The 22,177-nt window shown below is 70.1% G+C and carries 29 protein-coding genes and 1 pseudogene; 21 read left to right on the top strand and 9 right to left on the bottom strand.

Features of this window, described 5'->3' with window-relative positions; all coding sequences use genetic code 11:
* Nucleotides 1–383 precede the first annotated feature (383 nt).
* The 5 genes and pseudogenes from ACH5AF_RS23450 to ACH5AF_RS23430 form a co-directional block, all read left to right on the top strand.
* Nucleotides 384–1,226, top strand: a complete 843-nt coding sequence (locus ACH5AF_RS23450) for an ATP-binding protein (protein ID WP_398903864.1) — start codon at nucleotides 384–386, stop codon at nucleotides 1,224–1,226.
* 90 nt (nucleotides 1,227–1,316) lie between these two features.
* A complete protein-coding gene (locus ACH5AF_RS23445; protein WP_398903862.1) occupies nucleotides 1,317–1,814 on the top strand; it encodes a Chromate resistance protein ChrB in 498 nt (165 codons plus the stop codon).
* The gene (locus ACH5AF_RS23440) at nucleotides 1,811–2,242 is read left to right on the top strand and encodes a chromate resistance protein ChrB domain-containing protein (protein ID WP_398903860.1); all 432 of its coding nucleotides are present in this window, start codon (nucleotides 1,811–1,813) and stop codon (nucleotides 2,240–2,242) included. Before ACH5AF_RS23445 ends, ACH5AF_RS23440 begins: the two co-directional genes overlap by 4 nt.
* Nucleotides 2,239–3,636 (top strand): chromate efflux transporter, encoded by a 1,398-nt coding sequence (gene chrA, locus ACH5AF_RS23435; RefSeq protein ID WP_398903859.1) that lies wholly within the window; start codon nucleotides 2,239–2,241, stop codon nucleotides 3,634–3,636. The genes ACH5AF_RS23440 and chrA overlap by 4 nt, the downstream gene beginning before the upstream one ends.
* A gap of 206 nt (nucleotides 3,637–3,842) precedes the next feature.
* Nucleotides 3,843–4,100: pseudogene (locus ACH5AF_RS23430) on the top strand (MarR family winged helix-turn-helix transcriptional regulator); the annotation flags it as partial.
* Between the two features lie 189 nt (nucleotides 4,101–4,289).
* Here the strand turns inward: ACH5AF_RS23430 and ACH5AF_RS23425 are convergent.
* Complete coding sequence (locus tag ACH5AF_RS23425; protein ID WP_398903858.1) at nucleotides 4,290–4,634, bottom strand: alkylmercury lyase; 345 nt, start codon at nucleotides 4,632–4,634, stop codon at nucleotides 4,290–4,292.
* A gap of 78 nt (nucleotides 4,635–4,712) precedes the next feature.
* On the opposite strand from ACH5AF_RS23425, the gene ACH5AF_RS23420 reads away from it, so the two are divergent.
* On the top strand, nucleotides 4,713–5,195 hold the full coding sequence (locus tag ACH5AF_RS23420) for a heavy metal-responsive transcriptional regulator (protein ID WP_398903857.1): 483 nt from the start codon (nucleotides 4,713–4,715) through the stop codon (nucleotides 5,193–5,195).
* 100 nt (nucleotides 5,196–5,295) lie between these two features.
* Here the strand turns inward: ACH5AF_RS23420 and ACH5AF_RS23415 are convergent, their stop codons facing one another.
* On the bottom strand, nucleotides 5,296–5,646 hold the full coding sequence (locus tag ACH5AF_RS23415; protein WP_398903856.1) for a hypothetical protein: 351 nt from the start codon (nucleotides 5,644–5,646) through the stop codon (nucleotides 5,296–5,298).
* A gap of 43 nt (nucleotides 5,647–5,689) precedes the next feature.
* Here ACH5AF_RS23415 and ACH5AF_RS23410 point away from each other — a divergent pair, with 43 nt between their 5' ends.
* Together ACH5AF_RS23410 and ACH5AF_RS23405 are read left to right on the top strand one after the other, a co-directional pair.
* Nucleotides 5,690–5,812 carry a hypothetical protein gene (locus tag ACH5AF_RS23410; protein WP_398903854.1) on the top strand — a complete coding sequence of 41 codons (123 nt, stop codon included), beginning with the start codon at nucleotides 5,690–5,692 and terminating at the stop codon, nucleotides 5,810–5,812.
* Between the two features lie 424 nt (nucleotides 5,813–6,236).
* The gene (locus tag ACH5AF_RS23405; protein ID WP_398904135.1) at nucleotides 6,237–6,404 is read left to right on the top strand and encodes a hypothetical protein; all 168 of its coding nucleotides are present in this window, start codon (nucleotides 6,237–6,239) and stop codon (nucleotides 6,402–6,404) included.
* Nucleotides 6,405–6,929: 525 nt separating this feature from the next.
* Here ACH5AF_RS23405 and ACH5AF_RS23400 read toward each other — a convergent pair.
* Nucleotides 6,930–7,208: a hypothetical protein gene (locus ACH5AF_RS23400; RefSeq protein ID WP_398903852.1), complete on the bottom strand. Its 279-nt coding sequence runs from the start codon at nucleotides 7,206–7,208 to the stop codon at nucleotides 6,930–6,932.
* Nucleotides 7,205–7,978, bottom strand: coding sequence for a PspA/IM30 family protein (locus ACH5AF_RS23395; RefSeq protein WP_398903851.1), 774 nt, complete (start codon nucleotides 7,976–7,978; stop codon nucleotides 7,205–7,207). The genes ACH5AF_RS23400 and ACH5AF_RS23395 overlap by 4 nt, the downstream gene beginning before the upstream one ends.
* 480 nt (nucleotides 7,979–8,458) lie before the next feature.
* On the opposite strand from ACH5AF_RS23395, the gene ACH5AF_RS23390 reads away from it, so the two are divergent.
* The 7 genes from ACH5AF_RS23390 to ACH5AF_RS23360 all read left to right on the top strand — a co-directional run bounded on the left by ACH5AF_RS23390 (nucleotide 8,459) and on the right by ACH5AF_RS23360 (nucleotide 13,415).
* On the top strand, nucleotides 8,459–9,064 hold the full coding sequence (locus tag ACH5AF_RS23390; protein WP_398903849.1) for a hypothetical protein: 606 nt from the start codon (nucleotides 8,459–8,461) through the stop codon (nucleotides 9,062–9,064).
* 61 nt (nucleotides 9,065–9,125) lie between these two features.
* Nucleotides 9,126–9,491, top strand: a complete 366-nt coding sequence (locus tag ACH5AF_RS23385) for a phage holin family protein (protein WP_398903848.1) — start codon at nucleotides 9,126–9,128, stop codon at nucleotides 9,489–9,491.
* Nucleotides 9,467–10,174: a DUF3618 domain-containing protein gene (locus ACH5AF_RS23380; protein ID WP_398903846.1), complete on the top strand. Its 708-nt coding sequence runs from the start codon at nucleotides 9,467–9,469 to the stop codon at nucleotides 10,172–10,174. Before ACH5AF_RS23385 ends, ACH5AF_RS23380 begins: the two co-directional genes overlap by 25 nt.
* Before the next feature lie 93 nt (nucleotides 10,175–10,267).
* A complete protein-coding gene (locus ACH5AF_RS23375) occupies nucleotides 10,268–10,768 on the top strand; it encodes an SPW repeat protein (RefSeq protein ID WP_398903844.1) in 501 nt (166 codons plus the stop codon).
* 60 nt (nucleotides 10,769–10,828) lie between these two features.
* The gene (locus ACH5AF_RS23370; RefSeq protein WP_398903841.1) at nucleotides 10,829–11,599 is read left to right on the top strand and encodes a DUF2382 domain-containing protein; all 771 of its coding nucleotides are present in this window, start codon (nucleotides 10,829–10,831) and stop codon (nucleotides 11,597–11,599) included.
* Between the two features lie 165 nt (nucleotides 11,600–11,764).
* Nucleotides 11,765–12,889: a YihY/virulence factor BrkB family protein gene (locus ACH5AF_RS23365; RefSeq protein ID WP_398903839.1), complete on the top strand. Its 1,125-nt coding sequence runs from the start codon at nucleotides 11,765–11,767 to the stop codon at nucleotides 12,887–12,889.
* Nucleotides 12,867–13,415: a phosphatase PAP2 family protein gene (locus ACH5AF_RS23360; protein WP_398903838.1), complete on the top strand. Its 549-nt coding sequence runs from the start codon at nucleotides 12,867–12,869 to the stop codon at nucleotides 13,413–13,415. The genes ACH5AF_RS23365 and ACH5AF_RS23360 overlap by 23 nt, the downstream gene beginning before the upstream one ends.
* A 262-nt stretch (nucleotides 13,416–13,677) precedes the next feature.
* Here ACH5AF_RS23360 and ACH5AF_RS23355 read toward each other — a convergent pair whose 3' ends face one another.
* Both ACH5AF_RS23355 and ACH5AF_RS23350 read right to left on the bottom strand, forming a co-directional pair.
* Nucleotides 13,678–14,262: a hemerythrin domain-containing protein gene (locus ACH5AF_RS23355; RefSeq protein ID WP_398903837.1), complete on the bottom strand. Its 585-nt coding sequence runs from the start codon at nucleotides 14,260–14,262 to the stop codon at nucleotides 13,678–13,680.
* A gap of 274 nt (nucleotides 14,263–14,536) precedes the next feature.
* Nucleotides 14,537–15,070, bottom strand: coding sequence for a hypothetical protein (locus ACH5AF_RS23350; protein ID WP_398903835.1), 534 nt, complete (start codon nucleotides 15,068–15,070; stop codon nucleotides 14,537–14,539).
* Nucleotides 15,071–15,229: 159 nt separating this feature from the next.
* Between ACH5AF_RS23350 and ACH5AF_RS23345 the strand changes: the two genes are divergently transcribed.
* Nucleotides 15,230–15,721 (top strand): DUF2243 domain-containing protein, encoded by a 492-nt coding sequence (locus tag ACH5AF_RS23345; RefSeq protein ID WP_398903833.1) that lies wholly within the window; start codon nucleotides 15,230–15,232, stop codon nucleotides 15,719–15,721.
* Entirely contained in the window at nucleotides 15,718–16,569 is an 852-nt protein-coding gene (locus ACH5AF_RS23340; protein WP_398903832.1) for a cytochrome c oxidase assembly protein, read from the top strand. The genes ACH5AF_RS23345 and ACH5AF_RS23340 overlap by 4 nt, the downstream gene beginning before the upstream one ends.
* A gap of 90 nt (nucleotides 16,570–16,659) precedes the next feature.
* Here the strand turns inward: ACH5AF_RS23340 and ACH5AF_RS23335 are convergent, their stop codons facing one another.
* Complete coding sequence (locus tag ACH5AF_RS23335; RefSeq protein WP_398903830.1) at nucleotides 16,660–17,304, bottom strand: Rho termination factor N-terminal domain-containing protein; 645 nt, start codon at nucleotides 17,302–17,304, stop codon at nucleotides 16,660–16,662.
* A gap of 407 nt (nucleotides 17,305–17,711) precedes the next feature.
* On the opposite strand from ACH5AF_RS23335, the gene ACH5AF_RS23330 reads away from it, so the two are divergent.
* From ACH5AF_RS23330 to ACH5AF_RS23315, 4 genes are all read left to right on the top strand, one after another.
* Nucleotides 17,712–18,182 carry a hypothetical protein gene (locus ACH5AF_RS23330; RefSeq protein ID WP_398903829.1) on the top strand — a complete coding sequence of 157 codons (471 nt, stop codon included), beginning with the start codon at nucleotides 17,712–17,714 and terminating at the stop codon, nucleotides 18,180–18,182.
* Nucleotides 18,179–19,354 carry a zinc-dependent alcohol dehydrogenase gene (locus tag ACH5AF_RS23325; protein ID WP_398903827.1) on the top strand — a complete coding sequence of 392 codons (1,176 nt, stop codon included), beginning with the start codon at nucleotides 18,179–18,181 and terminating at the stop codon, nucleotides 19,352–19,354. The genes ACH5AF_RS23330 and ACH5AF_RS23325 overlap by 4 nt, the downstream gene beginning before the upstream one ends.
* An 89-nt stretch (nucleotides 19,355–19,443) precedes the next feature.
* On the top strand, nucleotides 19,444–20,391 hold the full coding sequence (locus ACH5AF_RS23320; protein ID WP_398903825.1) for a Rieske 2Fe-2S domain-containing protein: 948 nt from the start codon (nucleotides 19,444–19,446) through the stop codon (nucleotides 20,389–20,391).
* A 97-nt stretch (nucleotides 20,392–20,488) separates the two neighbouring features.
* Nucleotides 20,489–20,920: a DUF1360 domain-containing protein gene (locus ACH5AF_RS23315; protein WP_398903823.1), complete on the top strand. Its 432-nt coding sequence runs from the start codon at nucleotides 20,489–20,491 to the stop codon at nucleotides 20,918–20,920.
* A 266-nt stretch (nucleotides 20,921–21,186) separates the two neighbouring features.
* Here the strand turns inward: ACH5AF_RS23315 and ACH5AF_RS23310 are convergent, their stop codons facing one another.
* Both ACH5AF_RS23310 and ACH5AF_RS23305 read right to left on the bottom strand, forming a co-directional pair.
* Nucleotides 21,187–21,903, bottom strand: a complete 717-nt coding sequence (locus ACH5AF_RS23310) for a phosphodiesterase (RefSeq protein WP_398903822.1) — start codon at nucleotides 21,901–21,903, stop codon at nucleotides 21,187–21,189.
* A gap of 71 nt (nucleotides 21,904–21,974) precedes the next feature.
* On the bottom strand, nucleotides 21,975–22,163 hold the full coding sequence (locus tag ACH5AF_RS23305) for a hypothetical protein (protein WP_398903820.1): 189 nt from the start codon (nucleotides 22,161–22,163) through the stop codon (nucleotides 21,975–21,977).
* Nucleotides 22,164–22,177: the final 14 nt, after the last annotated feature.

Raw genomic sequence — 22,177 nt, 5'->3', positions numbered from 1 at the left:
GGTGCCGATCTCGATTCTTGAAGCAGGTCGTGTCAGCACTTGGGGCGCTGGCAGGAACCGCGCCAGCAGCCGCAAACAGCAGTAAGGCGTCAGCTATGAGCCCGGCAATGTTCCGCCGGACGGTTCGGCGATGGACGCCGTACTTCGTCGCCAGGGCCCGCAGCGAGATCGACGGATCGAGACGTTCATCCCAACGGATCTGTTCGAACAGCTCGACACGCGAAACACGCAACCCAGCCTCCCGACACGGCCATGACCACCAGCACGGCCTCCGACATGACCGTGACGACGGACACACCCTGTCGGGATCGAGCAGACAGACCAGACCATTCACTCGGACGAGGGCATGTCGTCTCACAGTGGCACGCGTGGGGCCAAATTAAATGCACCTGCTGGCCGCCGCGGCCCTGCGCCCGGTGGAGCTCATGCGCCTCCAGGCCGCCGCCGTCACCGAGGACACCCCCGGCCACCGCCTGGACGTACCACCCAGCCGGGACGAGATCGCCCGCCTCGCCACCACCCTCAACGACATGCTGGCCCGGCTCCAGGCCGCCCTGGACCGGGAACGGCAGTTCGTCGCCGACGCCGGCCACGAACTGCGCACCCCACTCAGCCTGCTGCGCACCGAGATAGAACTCGCCCTGCGCCACCCACGCGACGCCACCGAGCTGCACGCCGCACTCGTCTCAGCCCTCGAAGAGACGGTAAGGCTGGTCCAGCTCACCGAAGATCTGCTGCTTCTGGCCCGTACCGACCGCCGTCAGGGCACTGCACCTGAGACAGCCACGGTTGCCGACCTCGAGCCGGTGCTGCGTCGCGTGGCCGCCCGACTCCGTAACGGCGCCCCCGACAAGACGGTCACCGTCGACTCCCCCGCCGGCCTCACCGCCGCGGTCTCCGTGGATCGGCTGGAACGTGCGATCACCAACCTGATCCACAACGCTCAGCAGCACGGCCACGCCCCCATCAACGTCATCGCCCGCCGCGAGGACGGAGCGATCCGTATCGAGGTACGCGACCATGACCCCGGCTTCCCGCCCGACTTCCTCCCCCGCGCCTTCGACCGCTTCACCCAGGCCGACACCGCCCGCGCCACCACCGGTACCGGCCTCGGCTTGGCCATCACCGCCGCCATTGCCCGCGCAGCCGGAGGCACGTACGGCGCCGCCAACCACCCCGACGGCGGCGCCGTCGTCTGGATCACCCTCCCGACAGCATTGATGTAACCACGGTTGCATGTAACCATGGTTGCATCGCCACGCGTCGAGCCGCCCGGGAAGCCACCGTGAACCACACCGTACGAACCGGAATTCTCCGTGCCCCCTGACCGACCGGCACGCGGCCCGGGCGAGTGGGTCCTGCTCTCCTACCGGATGCCCCGGGAACCCTCCACGCCCCGCATCACCGTCTGGCGCAAGCTCAAGCGCCTCGGAGTCGCCCAGCTCTCCGACGGTCTGGTCGCACTGCCCGCCGACGCCCGCACCCGCGAACAACTGGAGTGGCTCGCCGACGAGGCGATCGAGGCGGGCGGCACGGCATCCATCTGGCTGGCGCGCCCCGCGAGCCTCGCGCAGGAACGTGAGCTGGCTACCGCCATGGCTGCAGCCCGCGCCGCCGAATACCAGGCTGTGATCGACCAAGCCGCCGAGGCGACAGGCAGCACCCACACCGCGGCCGCCGTCCGGCGGCTGCGCGCCGAGTTGCGGCGCATCGGCCGCCGCGACTTCTTCCCGCCACCCGAACGCGACCGCGCCCACGCCGCCGTCCGCGCCCTGGCAGAACAGACCGAAACACCCAAGGAGGAGAACGCATGAAGTGGGCGACCCGCGCCGGCATCCACATCGACCGTGCCGCCTGCGCCTGGCTCATCCGCCACCACGTCGACAAAGAAGCCGAGTTCGTCTTCGTCACCGACCCCGCCGATGTCCCGGACGACGCAACGCCGTTCGACATGCGCGGCGTCGACCTCGGCCACCACGGCGGCGACTGCTCCTTCGAGACCATCCTGCGCCGCTACGACCTGACCGACCCGGTGCTGTGGAAGCTGGCCGAGATCGTCCACGAGGCCGACCTCGACGACGAACGCTACGACGCCCCCGAGGCCCCCGGCCTCGACGTCGTCCTGCGGGGCCTGTCCATGATCTGCGACGACGAACGGACCTTGGAGCTGACCGGCCCGCTCTTCGACGGGCTGTACGAATACCACCGCCGGGCCATGCTGATCGGACGGAATCCCACATGAGCGCCCCCGAGACCACGGCCGGAAGCACGACAAAGTCCGCAGCCGTACGCGATGTCGTGCCGTTCCCCACGGCCGTGCGCACCTGGTTCGCGATATCCCTGCAGACCTTCGGCGGCCCTGCCGGGCAGATCGCCGTCATGCAGCGCGCCCTGGTGGAGGAGAAACGCTGGATCGGCCAGCAACGCTTCAACCATGCCCTGAGCTACTGCATGCTGCTGCCCGGCCCCGAGGCCCAGCAACTGGCCATCTATGTCGGCTGGTTGCTCAACGGCACCCGCGGCGGCCTGGCCGCCGGCACCCTCTTCGTGCTGCCGGGCGTACTCGCCCTGCTCGCGCTGTCCGCGCTGTACGTCGCCTTCGGCACGACGGCGGCCGTGACCGGGCTGTTCGCCGGGCTCGCCCCGGCCGTGGTCGCCATCGTCGCCCAGGCGGTGTGGCGGGTAGGCCGCCGCTCGCTGACCCACCCGGCACTGATCGCCCTCGCGGTCGCGTCCTTCGCCGCACTCGCCCTGTTCGCCGTCCCCTTTCCCCTGGTCGTCGTCGCGGCCGCGCTCATCGGCTGGCTGCTCGCCCGCCTCGCCCCGCACACCCTGCGCCCGGCCGCCGCACACACGGCCGACGACGGACCGCCACCGCTGATCGCCGACGACGCACTGCACGCCGAACGCCCCAGCCGCCGCCGGGCGTTGCGCATCCTCGGCCTCAGCCTGCTGCTGTGGGGCGCGCCCCTGGCCGCAGTGGCGGTCCTCACGGGCGCCGGAAGCGTCTTCACCACCCAGGGCCTGTTCTTCTCCGGCACCGCCCTGGTCACCTTCGGCGGCGCCTACGCCGTCCTCGCCTACGTCGCCCAGCAGGCCGTCCAGCACTACGGCTGGCTCGGCGCGGGCGAAATGGTCCGCGGCCTCGCCCTCGCCGAGACCACCCCAGGACCGCTGATCATGGTCGTGCAGTTCGTCGCCTTCCTCGGCGCCTACCGCGACCCCGGCGCCCTCAACCCCTGGGCCGCGGCTCTGCTCGGCGCGCTGCTCACCACATGGGTGACCTTCGTGCCCTGCTTCCTGTTCATCTTCCTCGGCGCCCCCTACATCGAGCGCCTACGCGGCAACCGCTCCGTCTCCGCCGCCCTCACCGGCATCACGGCAGCCGTCGTCGGCGTCATCGCCAACCTCGCCGTCTACTTCGCGCTCCACACCCTGTTCACGAAGGTCGACGACCGCACCTGGGGCCCGCTGCACCTCCAGCTCCCTGACCTGTCCACCGTCCGGCCGACCGCCCTGGCCATCACCCTCGCCGCCCTGGTCATGATCTTCGGACTCAAGTGGAGCGTCCTGCGCGTCCTGGGCATCTGCGCCGTTCTGGGCCTAGCCGTCGCCGGAGCCACCGCGGTCTGGTGATGCGACATTCCGAACAAGCCCCTCTTCCTCCGCCAGCCTTTCGCTGGACCGGCTGTTCGAACTCGCCGAGACGCTCGGGGCGCTGATAGAGCGCGGCATGGCGGAGCGGGGCATCAGCCGGGCCCGGGCGGGCCTGCTGTGGGCGCTGCTGCACGGCGGTCCGATGACACAGCGGGCCCTTACCGCCCGGCTGGGGCGTCACGCCCCGCAATGTGACCGGACTGCTGGATGCCCTGGAGACGGATGGGCTGGTCCGGCGCGAGGCGGACCCCACCGATCGACGCGCGCTGCTGGTCTCCCTCGCCGAGCAAGGGCAGTCGCTGACGGCCGCGCTGCGCTCCGGCCGCGACGAACTGGCGGCCGAGCTGTTCCAGGGCATGCCGGATGAGCAGGTCGCCGCCTTCACCGCCGGGCTGGAGACAGTGATCGAGCGACTGCGGTCCACTGCGCTGCCCGACTGCTGATCAGTGACCGGCCTGGCGGAGCAGCGGGCAATTCGTTGCAGATCAGCACGCAGATCGTTATTCGCCAACAGCGGTCTGGCTTCCCCGACTATGGGGAGGGCTTCGTCGAGCAAGGCTTCGATGCGTGCGGGACGGCGGGCCCGGCATCGAGGCGCGAGAGGGGGCAGGGTGTAGGGCGTCCGCCAGGTGTCAGTCAGTGCCGGGCGCGGGCAGTCCGGCAGCGGCGAGTGCCTGGCGCAGGTCCGCCGTGGTCGGCGCGCCGTCAGCGGTGCCGTCCGGGTGCCGGTAGAGCCGGCAGGACACGCTGGGCCGGGACTCGGCCGTGGCGAACGGGTCGACGTCGTTCAGCAGGATGGTGGGTGATCCGGTCATCTGCCACTGCGCTGCTCCCGCCTCGTCGGACACCTCAATCCAGTCAACGGGGACTTCTCGGCCGTCCAGGGCGCTGTCGATGCGGTGGCGTACGACGGTAGCGTTCGGACAGCCCGGGACCGTCAGGACGGTGATCCGCAGTCTTGTCTCGCGCGGGGTCATGGGAAACCTCCCGGTTCGTCGCTGCCTGGAACCGTAGACCTTCCAGTGCGCTGGAAGGTCAAGGGCTAGCCTGGAGGTATGCGTATCGGCGAGGTCGCCGCCGCCAGTGGTCTGACGACGAAGACCATCCGTTTCTATGAGCAGGCCGGGCTGCTGTCCGCACCGCCTCGTACCGCAGGCGGCTACCGCGACTATCCAGGCCAGACCGTCAAACGGCTGGCGTTCATCCGCGACGCCCAGGGCGCTGGCCTGACTCTGGCCGAAATCTGTTCGGTGCTTGCACTGCGTGATGCCGGTTCCTCCCCCTGCACGCACGTCACCGCGCTCATCAACCAGCACATCGCGGACATCGACCAGCGCCTGGCCGAGCTCCGCGCCACCAGGGCAGTCCTGCGCACCCTCGCGGGGCGTGCCGCCGCCACCGATCCGGCCGACTGCACCGATGCCGACGTCTGCCGCATCCTCACCAAGGTGAGTGGCTCCCTTGGTGAGCGCCCTCACGGAACCGGCCAGACGGCCTTGTCCAGCGTGAATCATCCGGGAGCAGGCCCCGGCTCATGAGGAGCGCTTCCATGCTGCGCGCGGTATGGAATGGCACGGTGTTCGCGGAGTCCCCGCGCACGGTAATCGTCCAGGGCACTGGAGCCGGGGCGGCATGCGGTCAGCGGCCTTCGCCCGTCCGGTCGCCCGGTTCGGTGCCGCTGGGGCTGAGCCGGACGCAGCATTCTCCGGGCTCGGGGGCCAGGACGGCTTGGACTCCGCTGATTTGGAGGCCGTCGAGGTAGCCGGTGAGGAAGGCGTGGTTCATGCCGCACACCAGGTCGGGAGTCTTGGCGGCCAGGGGGTGGAAGGGGCAGTTGCGCAACCGAAGGTCGGTGGGGGTTTCGCGGACGGGTTCGTAGCCGTGCTCGTCGAGCATGCGCTCGCGGGCGGTCAGGCCGCGTTCGGCACCGAGGCGGCCGGGGCGCGTCTGTTCCTCAGTAGGCGGCTGGTGGAAAGCCGACAAGCGCACCGACCGGATCGGTCTGCCCGTCAGCTACGCCCTGCTGGTCTCCTTGCGAACCCCGGACGTCTCAACCGACCTGTACACACCCATCGCCACCCAGCTCGGCGTGCCGGTTGAGGTAGCCCGGACCGAAATCATCGACGGCATCCCCGTCCAGATGGAGTTCGGCTAGTGAGCCGCCGGCAGCTCGTGCGACGAAGCTAATCCTCGTCCTGTTATCTGTACATCAGCGAAGGCGAGCAGGAAGGGACCCTGCACGCGGAGCGCCTCGTGACGCAGACCGAAGGAGAGCTGGTCGAGCGAGTCCGGATCACCACCGACGAGCAATCCTGCGGTGCTGGCGCAGTACGCCACGGTTCTGGCCAACGCACCGCGTCAGGCGGATCAGCTGATGCAGGACTGCAGCCGCCCGTAGACGTAGGAAGCCGAACACCATCGCGACGACTGGGTCACCCTGACATCTGGAAGCCAGCCGGCACGGACAAAATGAGCGGGCGCCCGGCATGGCGCTTCGATGTGTGGTGCTGCCAGATGCGAGGCCCCTCACTCGATGCCAGTCTGGTCAGAGGACTGAAAGCGATGCAGGAGGTGCGGTCATGGGCGCAGAGGGGATGAGGCAGCGAGCCAAGGACATGGCTGAGAGGTTGCTGCAGAAGGGCCAGGGTGGGCAGAGCAGCAAGTCGCGACACAGGAGCGAAGGGCGCGGCAAGCGCATCGAGGAGCAGATGAAGAAGCTCCAGGAGCGGCGGCACCGGCATCGGTGACCGCTGGTCCGGCCGCGGGTGCCGGCCCGACGTGTTGAACACGCTCGCCCGTGGCGGGCTTGCGTCGTACGCTCTGCGCCGCTGGTAGTGCGCTCGGGTAGCGGACGAAGAGATGCCATTAGGGTGGCACCGCGCTTGGTCTCAGCGGTTTCGACGTGCACGCGCGAGTGCGGACATGACTGTCGCGCATCCCCGAGCACCGCCCTGCAACAGCCCTTCCCGCTCGACGTCCCGGCCGACCAGCCCAGCGCAGGAATCGCCGCAGAGCCCGCTGGCATAGACCGAGGGTGCGAGCACCTGCTGCCTTGGGATACGCCTGACTGCACGGGCCTCATCCGCGCCACCGAGATTTCGGCTCCGACCACCTCCGGGCCGTGGCCTACGGGCGACGCGGACATCGTCCTTGCGCACCGCGGCGATCTGGCGTAGCGGTTGCTGGGCAGGTCGGGGATGAGGTGGTGCTCGATGTGGTGGCTGAGGTTGCCGGTGAGAATCTGCAACAAATACCGAGTGGAGCCAGCGTGTTCACCCCGGGATCAGGCCCTCGTCGGTCAGCAGCGCCTGTACGTCGGTCAGGCTGGCGTCCGGGTCGGGGAGCACCAGGTCGGACGGAGTGATCGCTTCGTCCGGCAGCGGGGTGCCCAGGCGGCGCACGGTATCGAGGAGGGCGTGCAGCGCGGTGTGGAAGGCTGCCTCGTCGTCGGCGTCGGCCGCGGACTGCAGGGCCGAGTCGGGCTTGTTGAGCTCGTCGAGGCGGGCATCGGTGACGTCGTACTGGCCCTCGCCGAGAATCCGGATGATCATGGCGTCTCCTGTTCCCTCGAGCGGCCGGGGCTGCCGCCTTCCACGGCCGCCGGACGGGCGGCGGATGCGGGGAGTTGGGCCTTCATCCGGGCCAGCTCCTGCTCGATTTCGGTGCCGGAGCTGAGGGCCTCCAGTTCTGCCTGGATGTCGTCGCGGCCGGCGGGAAGGGTCGCGTCCGCGAGGACCCCGGAGTCGATCAGCTCGTCCAGGGCGCCGGCGCGCGCCTGCATCTGCTCGGTCTTGTCCTGGGCGCGCTGCATGGCCAGGCCGACGTCGCCCAGCTCTTCACTGATGCCGGCGACGGCCTCGGTGATGCGGGTCTGGGCCTCCGCCGCGGTGTAGGTGGCCTTCATGGTCTCCTTGCGGGTACGGAAGGTGTCCACTTTGGCCTGCAGGCGCTGCGAGGCGACGGTGAGCTTGTCCTCGTCGGCCTGCAATGCTGCCTGCTGGCTCTGCAGATCGTTGAGCTGGGAGGTCACCGCGCTGCGCCGGGTCAGCGCCTCGCGGGCGAGGTCCTCGCGGCCTGCGGCCAGTGCCTGCTGTGCTTGGGTCTGCAGTTTCCCGGCGTACTGCTGTAGCTGTACCAGCTGCAGATCCATCCGCTTGCGGCTGGTGGCCACATCCGCCACCCCGCGCCGCACCTTGCGCAGCAGCTCCAGCTGCTGGGTGTAGGAGTAATCCAGCACCTCACGTGGATCCTCGGCCCGGTCCAGAGCCCGGTTCGCCTTGCTCCGGAACAACAGGGTGACGCGGTCGGCGATGCTGCTCACAGCCCCGCCTCCTCTCCTCGGACAGAGGCGTACACCTTCAGGCTCCGCCCGGCGCCGGTGCGCCGCAAACCGTCCCGGCGGCGGCGATCCGGGCCGCGGCCCGGGCGGTGTCCCTGCCTGCCCGTACATCCGCCTGAACCGGTGAGCGAGGAGGCCCGGCTGCGCATTGTCGGCACCCACCGGAACCAAGACCTGCGCAGGAGCCCAGCACACCGAGGTTGTGGCAGGTCAGGCAATGCGGAGATACCGACCGGGTGACGGGGTCACCAACTAGGCAGATTTAACCCGATTTACGACTTTTTTTCTGTTTCGCCGATCGAGTGAGGGTTAGTCGAGGGGGAGAGAGGGCCGCACATGCCAGGGGCAGGCGGCTTCAGTCTCGGCGTCAGCAGGGGTGGAGCGCGGTGTGGCGTGTGTCGATGCCGCGGACAGTCAGGGTTCTTGATCCATGGGCGGTGTCCCTGGGAGAAGGAGGGACTCATGAGTGACATGGCGAGTGAGGATGCCGGGCGTGCTCAGCAGGCCGGGCAGACGGCGAAGCAGGAGGCGTCGGCCACGGCCGACCGGGCCAGGCAGGCGGCAGGTGAGGTCGCCGGTACGGTCACCGAGCAGGCAAAGGCCGTAACCGGTGAGGCCCGGGAACAGGCCGGCGCGGCAGCTCGTGAGCTGCGGGGGCGGGTCACCGAGCAGGCCGAGAGCCAGACCAAGCGCGGGGCGGAGGTCCTGCGGCAGTGGGCGGACGACCTTTCCGGTATTGCGGACAAGGCAGACGGTGATTCCCCCGCGAGGACCCTTGTGGCGCAGGTGGCCGACCGCGGTCACCGTGCCGCCGACTACCTGGACAAGCAGGGCGCGGAAGGCTTGGTCCAGGACCTGCAGGGCTTCGCCCGCCGACGGCCGGGCGCCTTCCTCGGCGCGGCGGCGCTGGCCGGGTTGGTCGTCGGGCGGCTTGCCAAGGCCGGCAGCAAGGCCGACGGCTCCCGTCCAGGCCCGTCGGCGCTGCCCCCGTCTCCGAGTGAGCGGACGAGTCAGCAGAGCTTGCCTGCAGCGGGCGTGCCACCGGAGCTTCCTGGCCGGGGGGTTTGAGATGTCGTCGGTTTCGCCACAATCCCCCAGGCCAGGGGTTCAGGCCGGCCAGGACAGCTCGGTGGGTGAGCTGCTGTCGACGGTGACGTCGGACGTGCAGCAGTTGTTCCGGCAGGAGGTGAAGCTAGCCAAGGCCGAGGTCCAGGAGGAGGCCACCAAGGCCGGCAAGGCCGCCGGGATGTTCGGCGGCGCGGGGTTCGCCGGCTACATGGTGGCCGTTTTCCTGTCGCTGGCGGCGATGTTCGCCCTGGGCAACGTCATGGACCTGGGCTGGGCCGCGCTGATCGTCACCGCCATGTGGGCGGTGATCGGTGCCGTTCTGTACCGCAGGGGCCGCGACCGGATGCGGACCGTATCGCCGAAGCCAGAACAGACCATGGAGACACTGAAGGAGGACGCGCAATGGGCACGGCACCCGACCAGGTAAGGGCCGACATAGAAAGAACCCGGGAACGACTGTCCGATGACGTCTCCCGGCTGGCGGACCGCGCCCGGCCGCGCCAGATGGCACGGCGCCGTGCCCGGCGGGTCCGCGGCGCGCTGTCCGGGATGCGGGAGCGGGTGATGGGCACCGCCTCCGACGTGACCGGTCAGGCCGCCGACCGGACGCGACAGGCTGCCCAGTCGGTGCAGGAGACCACCGGGCAGGCCACGGACACGGCACGTCAGGCGGCCGGTGAGGTCACGGACACCGCCCGACAGGCCGCCCAGCAGGCGGGTGAAGCCGTACGTCAGGCCCCTGAGCAAGCAGCGCGGCAGACCCAGGGCAATCCGCTGGCCGCCGGTCTGATCGCCTTCGGCGCCGGCCTGCTGACCGCATCGCTCCTTCCCACCTCCGAGGCCGAGCAGCAGGCCGCGACCCGGCTCGCCGACCAGGCCGGCGAGGCGGTCGAACCGGTCAAGCAGGCCGCGGTGGAGTCCGCCCAGCAGCTCAAGCAGGACGCGACCCAGGCCGGCCGACAGGCAGCGCAGGAGGTCAAGGACACCGCCACCGAGGCCGCCCGCAGCACGGCGGAAGAAGCCAAGGAGCAAGCCGGGCAGGTCACCGACCAGGCCCGCCAGTCCGCCCAGACCACAGCCGACGAAACACGCAAGCAGACCGGACCGTAGAACGCCGCTGCACGTACCGGCAGCAGGGGCCTGCCTGTGCGGCGGACACACCACAACGACGAACAAGCTTGTCCAACACCGGAGATGATCGGAATGACGTCACCCAGCTCCGGGTCGACGATGGAAACCCATCCCGACCTTGTCGAAATGCGCCAGCGCCACGCGCTGGCCGAGCGCGCCGCCACCACCCCGCGGGCGCAAGCCATCGAAGCGATGGCGCTGCTGACGGGCCTCTACCTCGCAGCCTCCCCCTGGATCGCGGGGTTCCCCGGCGGCAACTTCTCCCGGCTGGCCCTCACCAATCTGATCACGGGAATCGGCTACGCGCTGCTCATGAGCGGCGGCTTCGGCCGCGCCTACGACCGGACCCACAGCATGGCGTGGGCCGCGTGCGGCCTCGGCGTGTGGACGGTCATCGCCCCGTGGGTGGTGGCAGGCAACGTCGACACCACACGGACCGTCGTCAACAACGTGATCACCGGGGGCATAGCGCTGCTGCTGGCCCTGGCCGCAAGCGCAGGAGCCCGCCAGCGCACCGGACGCGGTGACCAAGGCGCCTACGGGGGCGCATACGGCGGCGGTGTCGGCCGCTGACCGAGCCGGTATGCGAGTCGTGCGGGGCGACAGACCGGTTATGACCGAAGGAGAACCGAGATGATCACCCGAGAGCAGATACCCGCCGTGCTGGACCACCCGGTCTACGACTCGAGCGGGAGCAAGATCGGCGACGCCAGGCACGTCTTCTTCGACGACGTCACTGGCGAGCCCGAATGGGTCAGCGTGAAGACCGGCCTGTTCGGCACCAGTGAGTCGTTCGTCCCCATCCACGACGCCGGCATTGTCGAGGACCACCTAGAGGTGCCGTACGCGAAGAACCAGGTCAAGGACGCGCCCAACGTCGACGTCGATGCCGGCGGTCACCTGTCCGAGCAGGAGGAGCACCGCCTGTACGAGTATTACGGCATCGACTGGGACGCCGCCTGGCAGCAGGCCGCCCGGCCCACGGCGGACACGGCGCAGTCGCGCACAGCCGACGAGGCGATGACCCGCTCCGAGGAGGAGATGCACGTCGGCACCGAACGCCGTGAGGCCGGCCGCATGCGGCTGCGCAAGTACGTCGTCACCGAGGAGCAGCAGCAGACGATCCCCGTGCGCCACGAGGAGGTCCGCGTCGAACGCGAGCCGATCACGGAAGCCAACCGTGACGCGGCCCTGTCCGGCCCGGAAATCTCCGAGGCCGAGCACGAGGTGACCCTCCACGAGGAGAAGCCGGTGGTCGAGACCAGGGCCGAGCCCAAGGAGCGGGTCCGCCTGACCACTGATGAGGTCACCGAGGAGGAAACCGTCACAGGCGAGGTCCGCAAGGAGCGCATCGAGGCAGAGGGGGAGACGGACGAAAGCGGCAAGCGGCGCCCGCGCCGCTGATCCATTCCCCGGGCGCCCGGACAGGAACAGGGACAGCCCTCACCGGGTGCCCGGCGACCACCGGACCAACTGCTTTTCGCCCGTGCCCGTTCTGCTGCATACGACTGCCGACGCCACCTGAGTGCGGCGCCCGGCATGCACTTGTGCGTAAGGAGCGGTCAGCTCATGAGACTGCGGCACAGACGTGACGCCACTCGCCACGGCGGAAGTCTGGAGAACGGCGAGCAACAGCGACGCGACGCCGAAGCGTACGGCCGCGAGGATGAGCCGGACAGGTTCGGTCCGGCTCCGGAGGTGGAGCGCAAAGCACCCAAGGCTCTCAGCAGAATGCCGAAGCAGTCCTGGTGGGCGGTGCTGCGCGGGACGTTCAAGGAGTTCAAGGACGACGAGCTCATCGACCGGGCGGCATCCCTGACCTACTACGGCATCCTTTCGCTGTTCCCGGCCCTGCTGGTGCTGGTCTCGGTGCTGGGGATGACCGGACAGTCGACGACGAGGCAAGTGCTGGACAACGTGCAGCAGCTGACCCCGGGCGCCGCCCGCGATGTGATCCGCAACGCGGTGCAGCAACTGGAAGGCCGCGGCGGCGTCGGATCCGTCATGGCGATCGTCGGCCTGGCCTTGGCGGTGTGGTCGGCATCCGGCTACGTGGCGGCGTTCATCCGCACCTCCAACGCCGTATACGACATGCCCGAGGGCCGCCCCGTGTGGAAGGTGATGCCACTGCGGCTCGCCCTCACCGTCGTGCTGATGATCCTTGCGGTGGTCAGCGCGCTGATCGTGGTCTTCACCGGCTCCCTGGCCCGGCAGGCGGGCAAGGTGCTCGGGGTCGGGGACACGGCCCTGACGGTGTGGTCGATCGCGAAGTGGCCGGTGCTGGTGTTCCTGGTCTCCCTCATGATCGCGATCCTGTACTGGGCCAGCCCGAACGCTCGGGTGCGCGGCTTCAGGTGGATCACGCCCGGCAGCGTCCTCGCGCTGGTGATCTGGATGATCGCCTCCGCGGGCTTCGCGTTCTACGTCGCCAACTTCCCCTCGTACAACAAGACCTACGGCACCTTCGCCGGCGTGATCATTTTTCTGGTATGGCTGTGGATCACCAACATCGCCATCCTGCTCGGCCTGGAGTTCGACGCCGAGACCTCACGCCAGCGCGCCGTCGCCGGCGGGCACCCGCCCCAGAAGGAGCCGTACGTCCACCCCCGCGACACCAGAAAGTGGGACCAGGACGACCGCCGTCAGCCGTCCCGGCCGGGAAGCTGGAGTCATGAGAGTGCTGGCAGGGCTTGAAGAAGGCGACCGGCGCCTGACCGCCCGCATGGCGTCGTGGAACTCGCCGGTCGTGCGCCGGGTGCTGCCCGCCGTCCGGGGGGCAGCCGAGCACACCAGGTTGTGGTGCGGCGCCGCCGTGCTGATGTCCGTCGCCGGGGGCCGGCGTGGCCGCAAGGCCGCGGTGGCGGGGCTGGCGAGCATGGCCGTGGCGGAGTTGGTCTCCAACGCGGTGGCCAAGCCCCTTCGAGGCCGTCCTCGGCCGCCGAAGGAGTGGATCCCGCATGACGACGTCGACGACCGTCCCGCGTCGTCTTCCTTCCCGTCCGGGCACACCGCCGCAGCGGTCGCCTTCACCAGCGCCGTTGCGCCGACGTGGCCGCGTGGGGCCACCGCGTGTGCGGTGCCGGCGGTGATGGTGGCGGCCGAGCGGGTTCACAGCGGCGCCCACTACCCCACCGACGTCGCCGTCGGCGCCGTCATCGGCCTCGCGGCTACCGCCCTCGTACGCGCTGCGCCGCGCCTACTGCTGCAGCACCCTAGGTGAGGACTTCGCGGCGACAGGCTAAACGTGCCTGGTTTCCGGAGGTACCCGCCAGTCCGAAAGACAGAAGACAGTCCAGGGCCCACCGCCGACTGCGGCACGCTGGGTTCGGCATGGGCACGGCACTCATAAACGACCTCGCTGCGCGAGCCCGCCTTGTCCCCGGACCTGCGAGGAAGCCTGATTCCGGAAAAGGCGCCCTGCGTCAGAGTGGACGCCATCAGCCCGGGATGTTCCGTGTCCATCTGGCGCGCACTGCGGCGTCTCAGCCGTTCTGGCCCATGGCCTTGCGGACTGCGTCGCGCGTGCGGTCGACGATGGCGGCGAAGGGGCCCACCGCGATGTTGGCCGCGGCGCTTTCCACACCCGGATGCGGGCGGGTGGGCGCCATGGCCTCGGCGGCTTTGACGGCCTTGGCCATCGCGGAGAGCTTGTCGGCGTCGGTGCGCTGCTGCAGCTGGGCGAACTCCTCGCGTTCTTCCGCCTCGGCATGGGCGAGTACCGCTTCACGCAAAGCGAGAAAGGCGGACATGAAGCCGGGGTCCTCCGGGCCCATGTCGTCAAGGCGGCTGAGCTGCTCCTTCGCCTGCCGCTCTTCTTCCAGGCGTTCGGCGACGACCTGCTCGCCACTGTCGAAGGCGCGGCGGGCCGTCGGGTGCACCACCTCTTCCTCCGCCGTCTCGTGCACGGCCAGCATGCGTACGAGCCTGCGCCAGGTGTCACGTTGCTGATCACCCGTGCTGCTCTCCACCTCCTGGAACAGTTCCCGGATGGTGACGTGCTGCGCTTTCAGCAGGGCCACCACGTCGTCATCGGGGCCGATCTGTGAAGGCCGGTCGGTGTCCGTCATCTGTCTCTCCTCGGTGCGGGACGGCGCCGGCCTTTGGACCCGGTCGGCAGTTCTTGTCTCCCCGGCGTGGCGGCTTCTGTGGGCGAAAAGGGGTCGTTTCACTCGCTGGAGGGAGCGACACAGCGGTGCAGGGCGTTCGTCCTTTTGGATCCCGTCCGCCGCTGCCGCAGGGGCGGCCCTGGGTCGGTGGTCAGGCGCTCGCCGACCGGGTACCCCGCCACGGTGGTGCGATCGGGCGCAGGACCTCCTGCCTCCGATGCACGACCGCAGGCGCCTACCGTCCGTAGGCGTCCCGCCGAGGCAGGGGTCCGACGTCGGAGTGCCGGCCGGGCCGGACGGCGGCGTGACGCTGTCCCGGTCCGGGGCCGGAACGGGCGGCGAGTGCGTCGGCGACCACTCCGGTGACGAAGGCGTAGACGGCCTTGTGCAGCACGTCCACCGTCAGTTCGGTACGGGGCCAGGTCGACGGCGGGGCGCCCACACCCGTGGCGTTCTCCAGAATCTGGTCGTTGGTGAGGCGGACCACGGTGAATTTCGCCGAGGCCACCGGTCCTCGCAGCCCGGCATGGGCCATGACCGAGCGCAGGACACCAAGGAGGGCGGCCTGGCCGAAGTGCATGGTCCAGTTGACCGGCAGCGGCTGTCTGCCGGGGCTTTCGGGCATGCCGGTGAGGCGTTCGAGGACCCGCCCGGGAACATGAGAGTCGGGTCGGCCGGTGACTGCCTGCTCGATCTTCTCGCCGAGCGTCATCACCACGCCTCCGGCCGTGCCGGCCAGCAGTCCCTGCCACAGTGCGCGCGTGATCATGCCCTGCCGGGTACCCGGCGCGTACACCTTTCACCCATCCGAGCGGACTGCACCGCGCCAGGGACTCACCAGCACCCCGGACGAATGCCCTGGGCCAGTTCACCGGGGTCAGATGGAAGGTCGACAGGAAGTAGCCCGGCAGGAAGGCGAGACTCCGCCATGAGCGATTCAGTCCCTCCGCAGCCCGCCTCCGGGCCGCGTCCACAGCGCCGGAGGTCTCTGGCCGTGTGCGCCCTGATCGGCGTGGCCGTGATGGCCGCGGTGGATGAGATCGTCTTCCACCAGCTCCTGGGATGGCACCACTTCTACGACCGTTCCACCAGCAGCGTTGGCCTGCTTTCCGACGGCCTTCTGCACACCGCTGAGCTGCTGGCCCTGGTCGCCGGATTCTTTCTCTACGCCGACCTGCGCCGCCGACGGGCCCTGGCCGCCGCCCACGCGTGGGCGGGGTTCTTCCTGGGCCTGGGCGCCTTCCAGCTCTTCGACGGGATCGTCGACCACAAGCTGCTGCGCCTGCACCAGATCCGCTACGGGGTGGACGTCACCCCGTACGACTGGGCATGGAACATCGGCGGCCTCGTCCTGCTGCTCATCGGCTGCACCCTCGCCGTCCGCGCGGCCCGCCGCACCCGGACGGAGCCGACAGCGTGACGCAGGTCCACGTCCACCCCGTACCGGCCGAGACGGGATCAGGACCGGGCAGCCTGACCGAGCCGTACATCGCGGTGCTTGCGGTGCTCGCGGTACTGGCGGCCGGTGTCTATCTGCTGGCCGCCCACCGCCTGCGCCGCCGTGGGGACGCATGGCCATGGCCGCGGGACGTGGCCTTCACCACCGGCTGCGTCACGGTGGCCTGGGCGGTGTCGAGCGAACTGCCCAGCGGGCCGTTCGCCGCACACATGATCCAGCACCTGATCGTCGGCATGGCAGCCCCGCTGCCACTTGTCCTCGCCCGTCCCCTCACCCTCGCCCTGCGCAGTCTGCCCCCCGGGCGTGTGCGACAGGGCCTGCTGGCGACGGCCCACGCGCGGCCGCTTGACCTGCTCCTCTTCCCTCCGGTGGCGGCGTTGGTGGACATCGGCGGCCTGTGGCTGCTCTACCGCACCGGACTCTTCGCCGCCGCACAGCACCAGCCGCTGCTGCACGCCGTGACGCACACGCATGTGCTGGCTGCCGGACTGCTGTTCACCTTCACGGTCTGCCAAGTCGACCCGGTGCGCCGCCGCTGGAGCCTCGCCGTGCGCGGTCCGGCGCTGCTGTTTGCCGGTGCCGGCCACGCCGTTCTCGCCAAGAGCCTCTACGCCGCACCCCCGCCCGGCACCGCCTTCACCACCAGCGACCTGCACACCGGTGCCCAACTGATGTACTACGGCGGCGACCTCGTCGAAATCGCTCTGGCCGTCGCGCTGGCCGTCCAGTGGTACACCATCACCGGCCGGGCCACCGCCCGCCGTCCGGTCAAGGTTCGGGGCGTTGAGGCGGCGTCCGCAGCACATTGATGACGCGGCCGCGCGGGAGGGCACGCTGTGGACCAGACACTGAAGTCCGCCAGGCTCTCTACGGCGCGTGGCGGAGCCGGCGTGCTCGTCTTACGAGCTGTGCTTGCCGCTGAGCGCGTCGATCAGGTCTTCCTTGCGCATGTCGTGGACGCCGCTGAGACCCTTCTCGCGGGCCATATCGCGCAGTTCGTCCACATTCATCTCACGGAGTTGCTCTTCGGACACGTCGGTCTCCTCCGACGCCCGGGTTCCGCCGCTCATGGACGCTCCGGCAGGAGTCGTCGCACTGGGCGGCGACGTCGGGTAGCCCTCCCCCGCCTCGCTTGAACCCATCTGCTCGACCAACTGGCCGAGCAGCCGTTCCGTCTCACGACAGGCCCTCGCGGAGAGCTCGAAGTACGGGGTGCCCTTGATCTCCTCGGCGGCGTCGGCGCTCGCGCGCAGGACGGTGCGTGTCGCCTCGATGATCGCCATCGTGGTAGGCGCGTCGTAGCCCGTCTGCCGGGCCAGGATGCGCGCGGCGACCGTACACAGGTCGGCGCAGTCATTGTCGAGCCGTACGCACTTGATGGACATCACGATCTTTCCCGGGTCCTGCTCGGCGGCGGCCGCGTCGGCGCAGGAGAGACAGACGCCGGCGCACTCATACAGCTTGTCCACTGCCTCTCCCAGGAGCCTGGGCGGCATTCCCGTCTCGGCGGGATAGGCATCAAGCAGCTTCTCGACCAACGACATGGCGCCCTCCGTACATCACGACTGATATTCCGAGCTGTGTGCAGTTTGTTCGACTTCCCACGGTCCCACCCAGGTCAGACCCCTGCCACTGGAGGCAATCGCGCTCTTGCGTAGCGGCTGCTGTGCCGGTGCGTGGCCCAGCTCCTGGCATCTGCGGCACTGTTCGGGTGATACACAGCCGCTGCGAGGCCCGCCTCGGAGAGATAGCGAAATGGAGTCGGGGGTACTCGCCGCGCACATGCGCTCACCCTTACTGAGAAGGCCCGTGACCATGACCACCCGGACACATGCCACGAGAGGTGCCCGCACCCCTGTCCGGCAGGCAGCACTGCTGGTCTTGCGCTGACCGCCCTGGGGATCTGCTCACCCGACATCCCACCCCCGCTATCCGCAGGATGTGACCGACGATGACTTTTCCGAAATCCCTGTGGGCGGCCGCCGCGGGGCTCACCGCAGCAGCCGTGGTCGTGAGACGGCGCCTGCAGGCGCGCCCGGCAGACCCGGCCGCCCCGGACCGATGGCTCACGGTGACGATCAACTGCGAACCGGGCGAGGTACAGCCCGAGAAGCTGCCGTCGCCGCTGAGCGAGTACGGCGAACGGATCGAGACGCGGATTCGACCGGCGCCGGGGGATCGAGGGACGGAACTGGCAGTGCGCCCCACGCAACCTCAGCCGACGACCGCGCACTCGGTGCCCGCACGGCTCACCGGTGACGACCCGCGCCAGGACCTGCGCCGCGCCCTGCGCGAGGCGAAGGCGCTGCTGGAGGCGGGCGAGGTCCTGCAACCCGACACGCCGCCCACCACACGTGAGACCCCCGGCGGGAAACTCGTCGGGCTGTTGAGCCGACGCGCGAGGGGGGAGGGAGTGCTGTGAAGGCGCTGTGCTGGGAAGGAGTCAACAAGCTCGCCGTCGAGCAGGTGCCCGATCCTGTCCTGCGCAACGACCAGGATGTGATCGTACGGCTCGTCGCAGGCACCACCTGCGGCTCTGATCTGCATCTGATCGGCGGCTACATCCCCTTCATGCGGTCCGGGGACGTCATCGGCCACGAGTTCGTCGGTGAGGTCGTCGAGGTGGGCGCCGCCGTGCGCCGGCACAAGGTGGGCGACCGGGTGGTGGTCGCCTCGTTCGTCGGCTGCGGCCGCTGCTGGTACTGCACCCACGACCTGTGGTCCCTCTGCGACAACACCAACACCAACCCCGGCATCGGACAGGCCCTCTTCGGCGCAGACACCGGCGGCATCTTCGGCTACTCGCACGCCATGGGCGGACTGCGCGGCAGCCACGCCGAGTACGTACGCGTCCCCTTCGCCGACTACGGCGCCTTCCCCGTCCCCGAGGGCATCGACGACACCAGCGCCCTGTTCGTGTCCGACTCGGTGCCCACCGGCTGGATGGGCGCCGACCTGGGGGGCGTGAAGCCCGGTGACGTCGTCGCCGTGTGGGGGTGCGGGGCCGTCGGCCAGATGGCGGCCCGCGCCGCGATCCTGCTGGGCGCGGAGCGCGTGATCTCCATCGACCGGATCCCCGAACGGCTGGAGATGACCGAGCGGCACATCGGCAGCGAAGTCATCGACTACACGGCCACCGACGTCGGGGCGGAACTGCGTGAACGCACCGGTGGACGGGGCCCGGACGTGTGCATCGAGGCGGTCGGGATGGAGGCGCACAGCGACAGCCCCGTCCACCTCTACGACCAGGCCAAGCAGCAGCTGCGGCTCCAGACGGACCGGCCCACCGCCGTGCGGCAGGCCATCCACGCCTGCCGTAAGGGCGGCACGGTCTTCGTCCTCGGCGTCTTCGCCGGGGCGGTCGACAAGTTCCCTTTGGGCGCGGTGATCAACAAGGGCCTGACCGTACGAGGTGCTCAGCAGCACGGCCAGCGCTACATCCCCATGCTGCTGGATCGCCTTGCCGCCGGGGACCTCACCACATCCCATCTGGCCACCCACACCGTGCCCCTGGACGAGGCACCGCGCGCCTACGAGATGTTCAAGCAGAAGACGGACGGCTGCGTCCGCGCGGTCATCCGGCCCGGCGGCTGAGCGGTGGCGTGCCGCCCCCGTCGCTTCGTTTGCCGTCTGCGCAGGTGGGGACCCGGCTGCTCATGAGTACAACGCCTCCTCGCCGCCGGATGAAGCAGAGCCGAGTGCTGTGGCTGCTGGACCGTCTGGAGCGCGAGCCCCGGGCGGATCCGTTGATCGACGCTCTCCGCGCGGGGGTACGGTCCCTGCCACTGGGGCGCGGCCGGGACCTGCTGCACGGCCGGTGGCTGGGGCACCCGGTCCACCCGCTGATGGTGCAGGTGCCCATCGGCAGCTGGCTGTCCGCGGCCGTACTGGATCTACGCCCCGGCCGCTCCCGTGAGGCGGGCCTGCTCATCGGCGTCGGGTTGGCCGCGGCCGCGCCCGCGGCGTTGGCAGGCGCCACCGACTGGGCGGAGCTGCACCACCAGCAGCAGCGCGTCGGCCTGGTGCACGCCGTGACCAACACGGCGGCCGTCGGCCTCTACTCCGCCTCGCTCGCCTGCCGCACCAAGGGCCGCAACGGCCTCGGCCGGGCGTACGGCTTCCTCGGTCTGTCGGCGGCCGCACTCGGCGGCATGCTGGGCGGTCACCTGGCCTACCGCCAGGCTTCTGGCGCCAACCACGCCGAAGAGGTGCCGCACGTGGTCACGGAGGGCTGGCACCGGATCGGGGCGGTAGAGGAGTTCCCGGCCGGGGAGCCCGTGCGGCGCAGCGTGGACGATGTGCCGCTCCTGGTGGTGCGCGAGCTCGGTGGGACGATCCATGTGCTGTCCGAGCGGTGCAGCCATCTCGCGGGACCGCTCTCTGAGGGCACGGTCGCCGACGGATGTGTCCAGTGCCCCTGGCACGGCAGCGTCTTCCGGCTCTCGGACGGCTGGAACGTGCGTGGCCCCGCCACCGCGCCCCAGCCCGCCTTCGAGACACGGATCGCCGACGGCCACGTCGAGGTGCGCCTGCGCCACCAGGACGGGGGCCAACGGGCCAGGAGCGGTGGGGACACCGATCGTGGCCACGCCGGAAACGGAGTGGGGACTGCGCATGGCCAGGCAGGCTGACAGTCGCTTCAGAGGGAAGGTGCGCGGGCTTGTCCGCCGTGCTGAAGGGGACTACTCGGCAGGGCACGAGCGGCCGTTGGGCGGTTATCTCGCCGCCATGGCGGGATTCGGCGCGTACACGGCGGCCTGGGCCACGGCGGTCCGGCTGCGGGAGCGCCCGCTGCCGGAGCGACCCGAGCCCTGGGACGTGGTGCTGACGTCCCTGGCCACGTTCCGACTCAGCAGACTGCTGAGCAAGGCGTCGGTGACCAGCCCGCTCCGGGCCCCCTTCACGACGTACGTCGGTCCGCAAGGCCCGGCCGAACTGCATGAGGAGGCGCAGCCGGACAACGGCAAGGACACCGTCGGCGAGCTGATGACCTGCCCCTTCTGCATGAGCGTCTGGGTGGCCTCGACCCTGACCGCCGGCCAGCTGCTCTGGCCGCGCGCCACGCGGACCGCCATGGGCGCACTGGCCGCGCTGGCCGGGGCGGACACGCTGCAACTCGCGTACGGAGCGCTCATCGACAAGACCACCGGCAGCGAGTGACGGGAGCGGAACCCCTTGCAGACCCTGGGGCGCTGGGGTTCGGCGCCGGCAGCCGTACGGCTGGGTGATGAGCGGTTGGCATGGTGGGCGGCCTGCCCAGCGATCGTCTTGGCTGCGGCGGGGGAGTTGGGACACTGGCCGACCGAAAGGGCGGCGTGTGGTGACCCCGAAGGGGACGACGGCGGCCAGGAGGCTGCCGATGGTGACGCCGACCACGGCGCAGACCACCGCCGAGCCGATCTTTGCCGACAAGGTGATGCCGCCGGTCAGTCTCCCCGGGAGCTGTCCCGGCGGCCTGCGCGAGATCCGCGGTAGGCGGCGCAGCGGGTCGCGGCCAGGGCGTTGCCCGGGGTGAGGCCCGGAAGGCTGTGGGCGTAGGGGTCAAAGCCCAGGCTCTGCTCCTCAGGTACGGGCAGGGCAGTCCGTACCGTCAATACGGCGAACGTACGCCACGACCCCTGGGAGGTCTCAGCGCACAGGTCGAAGACGATTGGGCCGGTGGCCAAGGCGTCGCTCAGGCTCGCCGGGTCGCCCCTGACCGGCGCCCGCCCGGTACGACGGGGAAAGGCGGCCAGCATGCGGTGGCGGCCGCCCACCCGGTAGCGGAGCAGGCTGCTGTAGGGGCCGCCCAGCACATCAGCGCGTGGCAGGGGCAGATGTCGGGTGACCCGGCTCCGACCGCTGCTGGTGAGGAGCAGGTCGAGGGGGTGGTCGGGACCGTCGGCCTGCTCCACGCGCACGGCCAGCCCCAGCCCGTCGGGCAGCCACGGGGGCAGGCCGGCCGCTCGTGAAAGACGTACCGTCGCCGCGTACCGGGTGGGTGTGTCGAGCCACGTCGCGCCCCACGGTCCGCCGCCGTCGCCCATGACGTCCAGGTCGGCCGTGCACGTCAGCCCGTGCGGATGCAGCGCCGGCGCCCTCCGCAGGCGCGCCAGTAGACGGAAACCCGCCTCCACCGTGGTGACCGGCACTGATCCTGGCACCGGCCGCTTCCGTTGTCGGCCGCCGTCGGCGGCCGCTCCGGGCGCCGGAGGGGGCGGCCATTGGGGGTTTCTCATGGGCCTGACCAGCCGCTCTCCGACTCCGCGTCCCCTTCCTCGGCTTCCTCGCCCGCCCGGTCGCCCTCGGCCTGCGACGGGGTCGTCCGTGGCACATCGCGACGACCGGCCTTCTCCAGCTCCTGGTCGATCGCGGCGACCTCCTGCCGCTCGCCCTCTGCCTGGGACGGGGTCTGCTCACTCAACGGCGACCTCCTCA

Origin of the sequence: Streptomyces sp. NPDC018833 (genome assembly GCF_044390825.1) — a bacterium.
Classification (GTDB): Bacteria; Actinomycetota; Actinomycetes; order Streptomycetales; family Streptomycetaceae; genus Streptomyces.
This window is presented reverse-complemented; position numbering and strand designations above follow the sequence as displayed.

What these genes read in the sequence shown, in the direction of transcription:
- ACH5AF_RS23450 (WP_398903864.1), top strand. Translation starts at nt 384, where the DNA reads ATGCACCTGCTGGCCGCCGCGGCCCTGCGCCCGGTGGAGCTCATGCGC.
- ACH5AF_RS23440 (WP_398903860.1), top strand. Translation starts at nt 1,811, where the DNA reads ATGAAGTGGGCGACCCGCGCCGGCATCCACATCGACCGTGCCGCCTGC.
- chrA (WP_398903859.1), top strand. Translation starts at nt 2,239, where the DNA reads ATGAGCGCCCCCGAGACCACGGCCGGAAGCACGACAAAGTCCGCAGCC.
- ACH5AF_RS23425 (WP_398903858.1), bottom strand. Translation starts at nt 4,634, where the DNA reads ATGACCCCGCGCGAGACAAGACTGCGGATCACCGTCCTGACGGTCCCG.
- ACH5AF_RS23420 (WP_398903857.1), top strand. Translation starts at nt 4,713, where the DNA reads ATGCGTATCGGCGAGGTCGCCGCCGCCAGTGGTCTGACGACGAAGACC.
- ACH5AF_RS23405 (WP_398904135.1), top strand. Translation starts at nt 6,237, where the DNA reads ATGGGCGCAGAGGGGATGAGGCAGCGAGCCAAGGACATGGCTGAGAGG.
- ACH5AF_RS23400 (WP_398903852.1), bottom strand. Translation starts at nt 7,208, where the DNA reads ATGATCATCCGGATTCTCGGCGAGGGCCAGTACGACGTCACCGATGCC.
- ACH5AF_RS23390 (WP_398903849.1), top strand. Translation starts at nt 8,459, where the DNA reads ATGAGTGACATGGCGAGTGAGGATGCCGGGCGTGCTCAGCAGGCCGGG.
- ACH5AF_RS23380 (WP_398903846.1), top strand. Translation starts at nt 9,467, where the DNA reads ATGGGCACGGCACCCGACCAGGTAAGGGCCGACATAGAAAGAACCCGG.
- ACH5AF_RS23375 (WP_398903844.1), top strand. Translation starts at nt 10,268, where the DNA reads ATGACGTCACCCAGCTCCGGGTCGACGATGGAAACCCATCCCGACCTT.
- ACH5AF_RS23370 (WP_398903841.1), top strand. Translation starts at nt 10,829, where the DNA reads ATGATCACCCGAGAGCAGATACCCGCCGTGCTGGACCACCCGGTCTAC.
- ACH5AF_RS23365 (WP_398903839.1), top strand. Translation starts at nt 11,765, where the DNA reads ATGAGACTGCGGCACAGACGTGACGCCACTCGCCACGGCGGAAGTCTG.
- ACH5AF_RS23360 (WP_398903838.1), top strand. Translation starts at nt 12,867, where the DNA reads ATGAGAGTGCTGGCAGGGCTTGAAGAAGGCGACCGGCGCCTGACCGCC.
- ACH5AF_RS23355 (WP_398903837.1), bottom strand. Translation starts at nt 14,262, where the DNA reads ATGACGGACACCGACCGGCCTTCACAGATCGGCCCCGATGACGACGTG.
- ACH5AF_RS23350 (WP_398903835.1), bottom strand. Translation starts at nt 15,070, where the DNA reads ATGATCACGCGCGCACTGTGGCAGGGACTGCTGGCCGGCACGGCCGGA.
- ACH5AF_RS23345 (WP_398903833.1), top strand. Translation starts at nt 15,230, where the DNA reads ATGAGCGATTCAGTCCCTCCGCAGCCCGCCTCCGGGCCGCGTCCACAG.
- ACH5AF_RS23335 (WP_398903830.1), bottom strand. Translation starts at nt 17,304, where the DNA reads ATGTCGTTGGTCGAGAAGCTGCTTGATGCCTATCCCGCCGAGACGGGA.
- ACH5AF_RS23330 (WP_398903829.1), top strand. Translation starts at nt 17,712, where the DNA reads ATGACTTTTCCGAAATCCCTGTGGGCGGCCGCCGCGGGGCTCACCGCA.
- ACH5AF_RS23320 (WP_398903825.1), top strand. Translation starts at nt 19,444, where the DNA reads ATGAAGCAGAGCCGAGTGCTGTGGCTGCTGGACCGTCTGGAGCGCGAG.
- ACH5AF_RS23315 (WP_398903823.1), top strand. Translation starts at nt 20,489, where the DNA reads ATGGCGGGATTCGGCGCGTACACGGCGGCCTGGGCCACGGCGGTCCGG.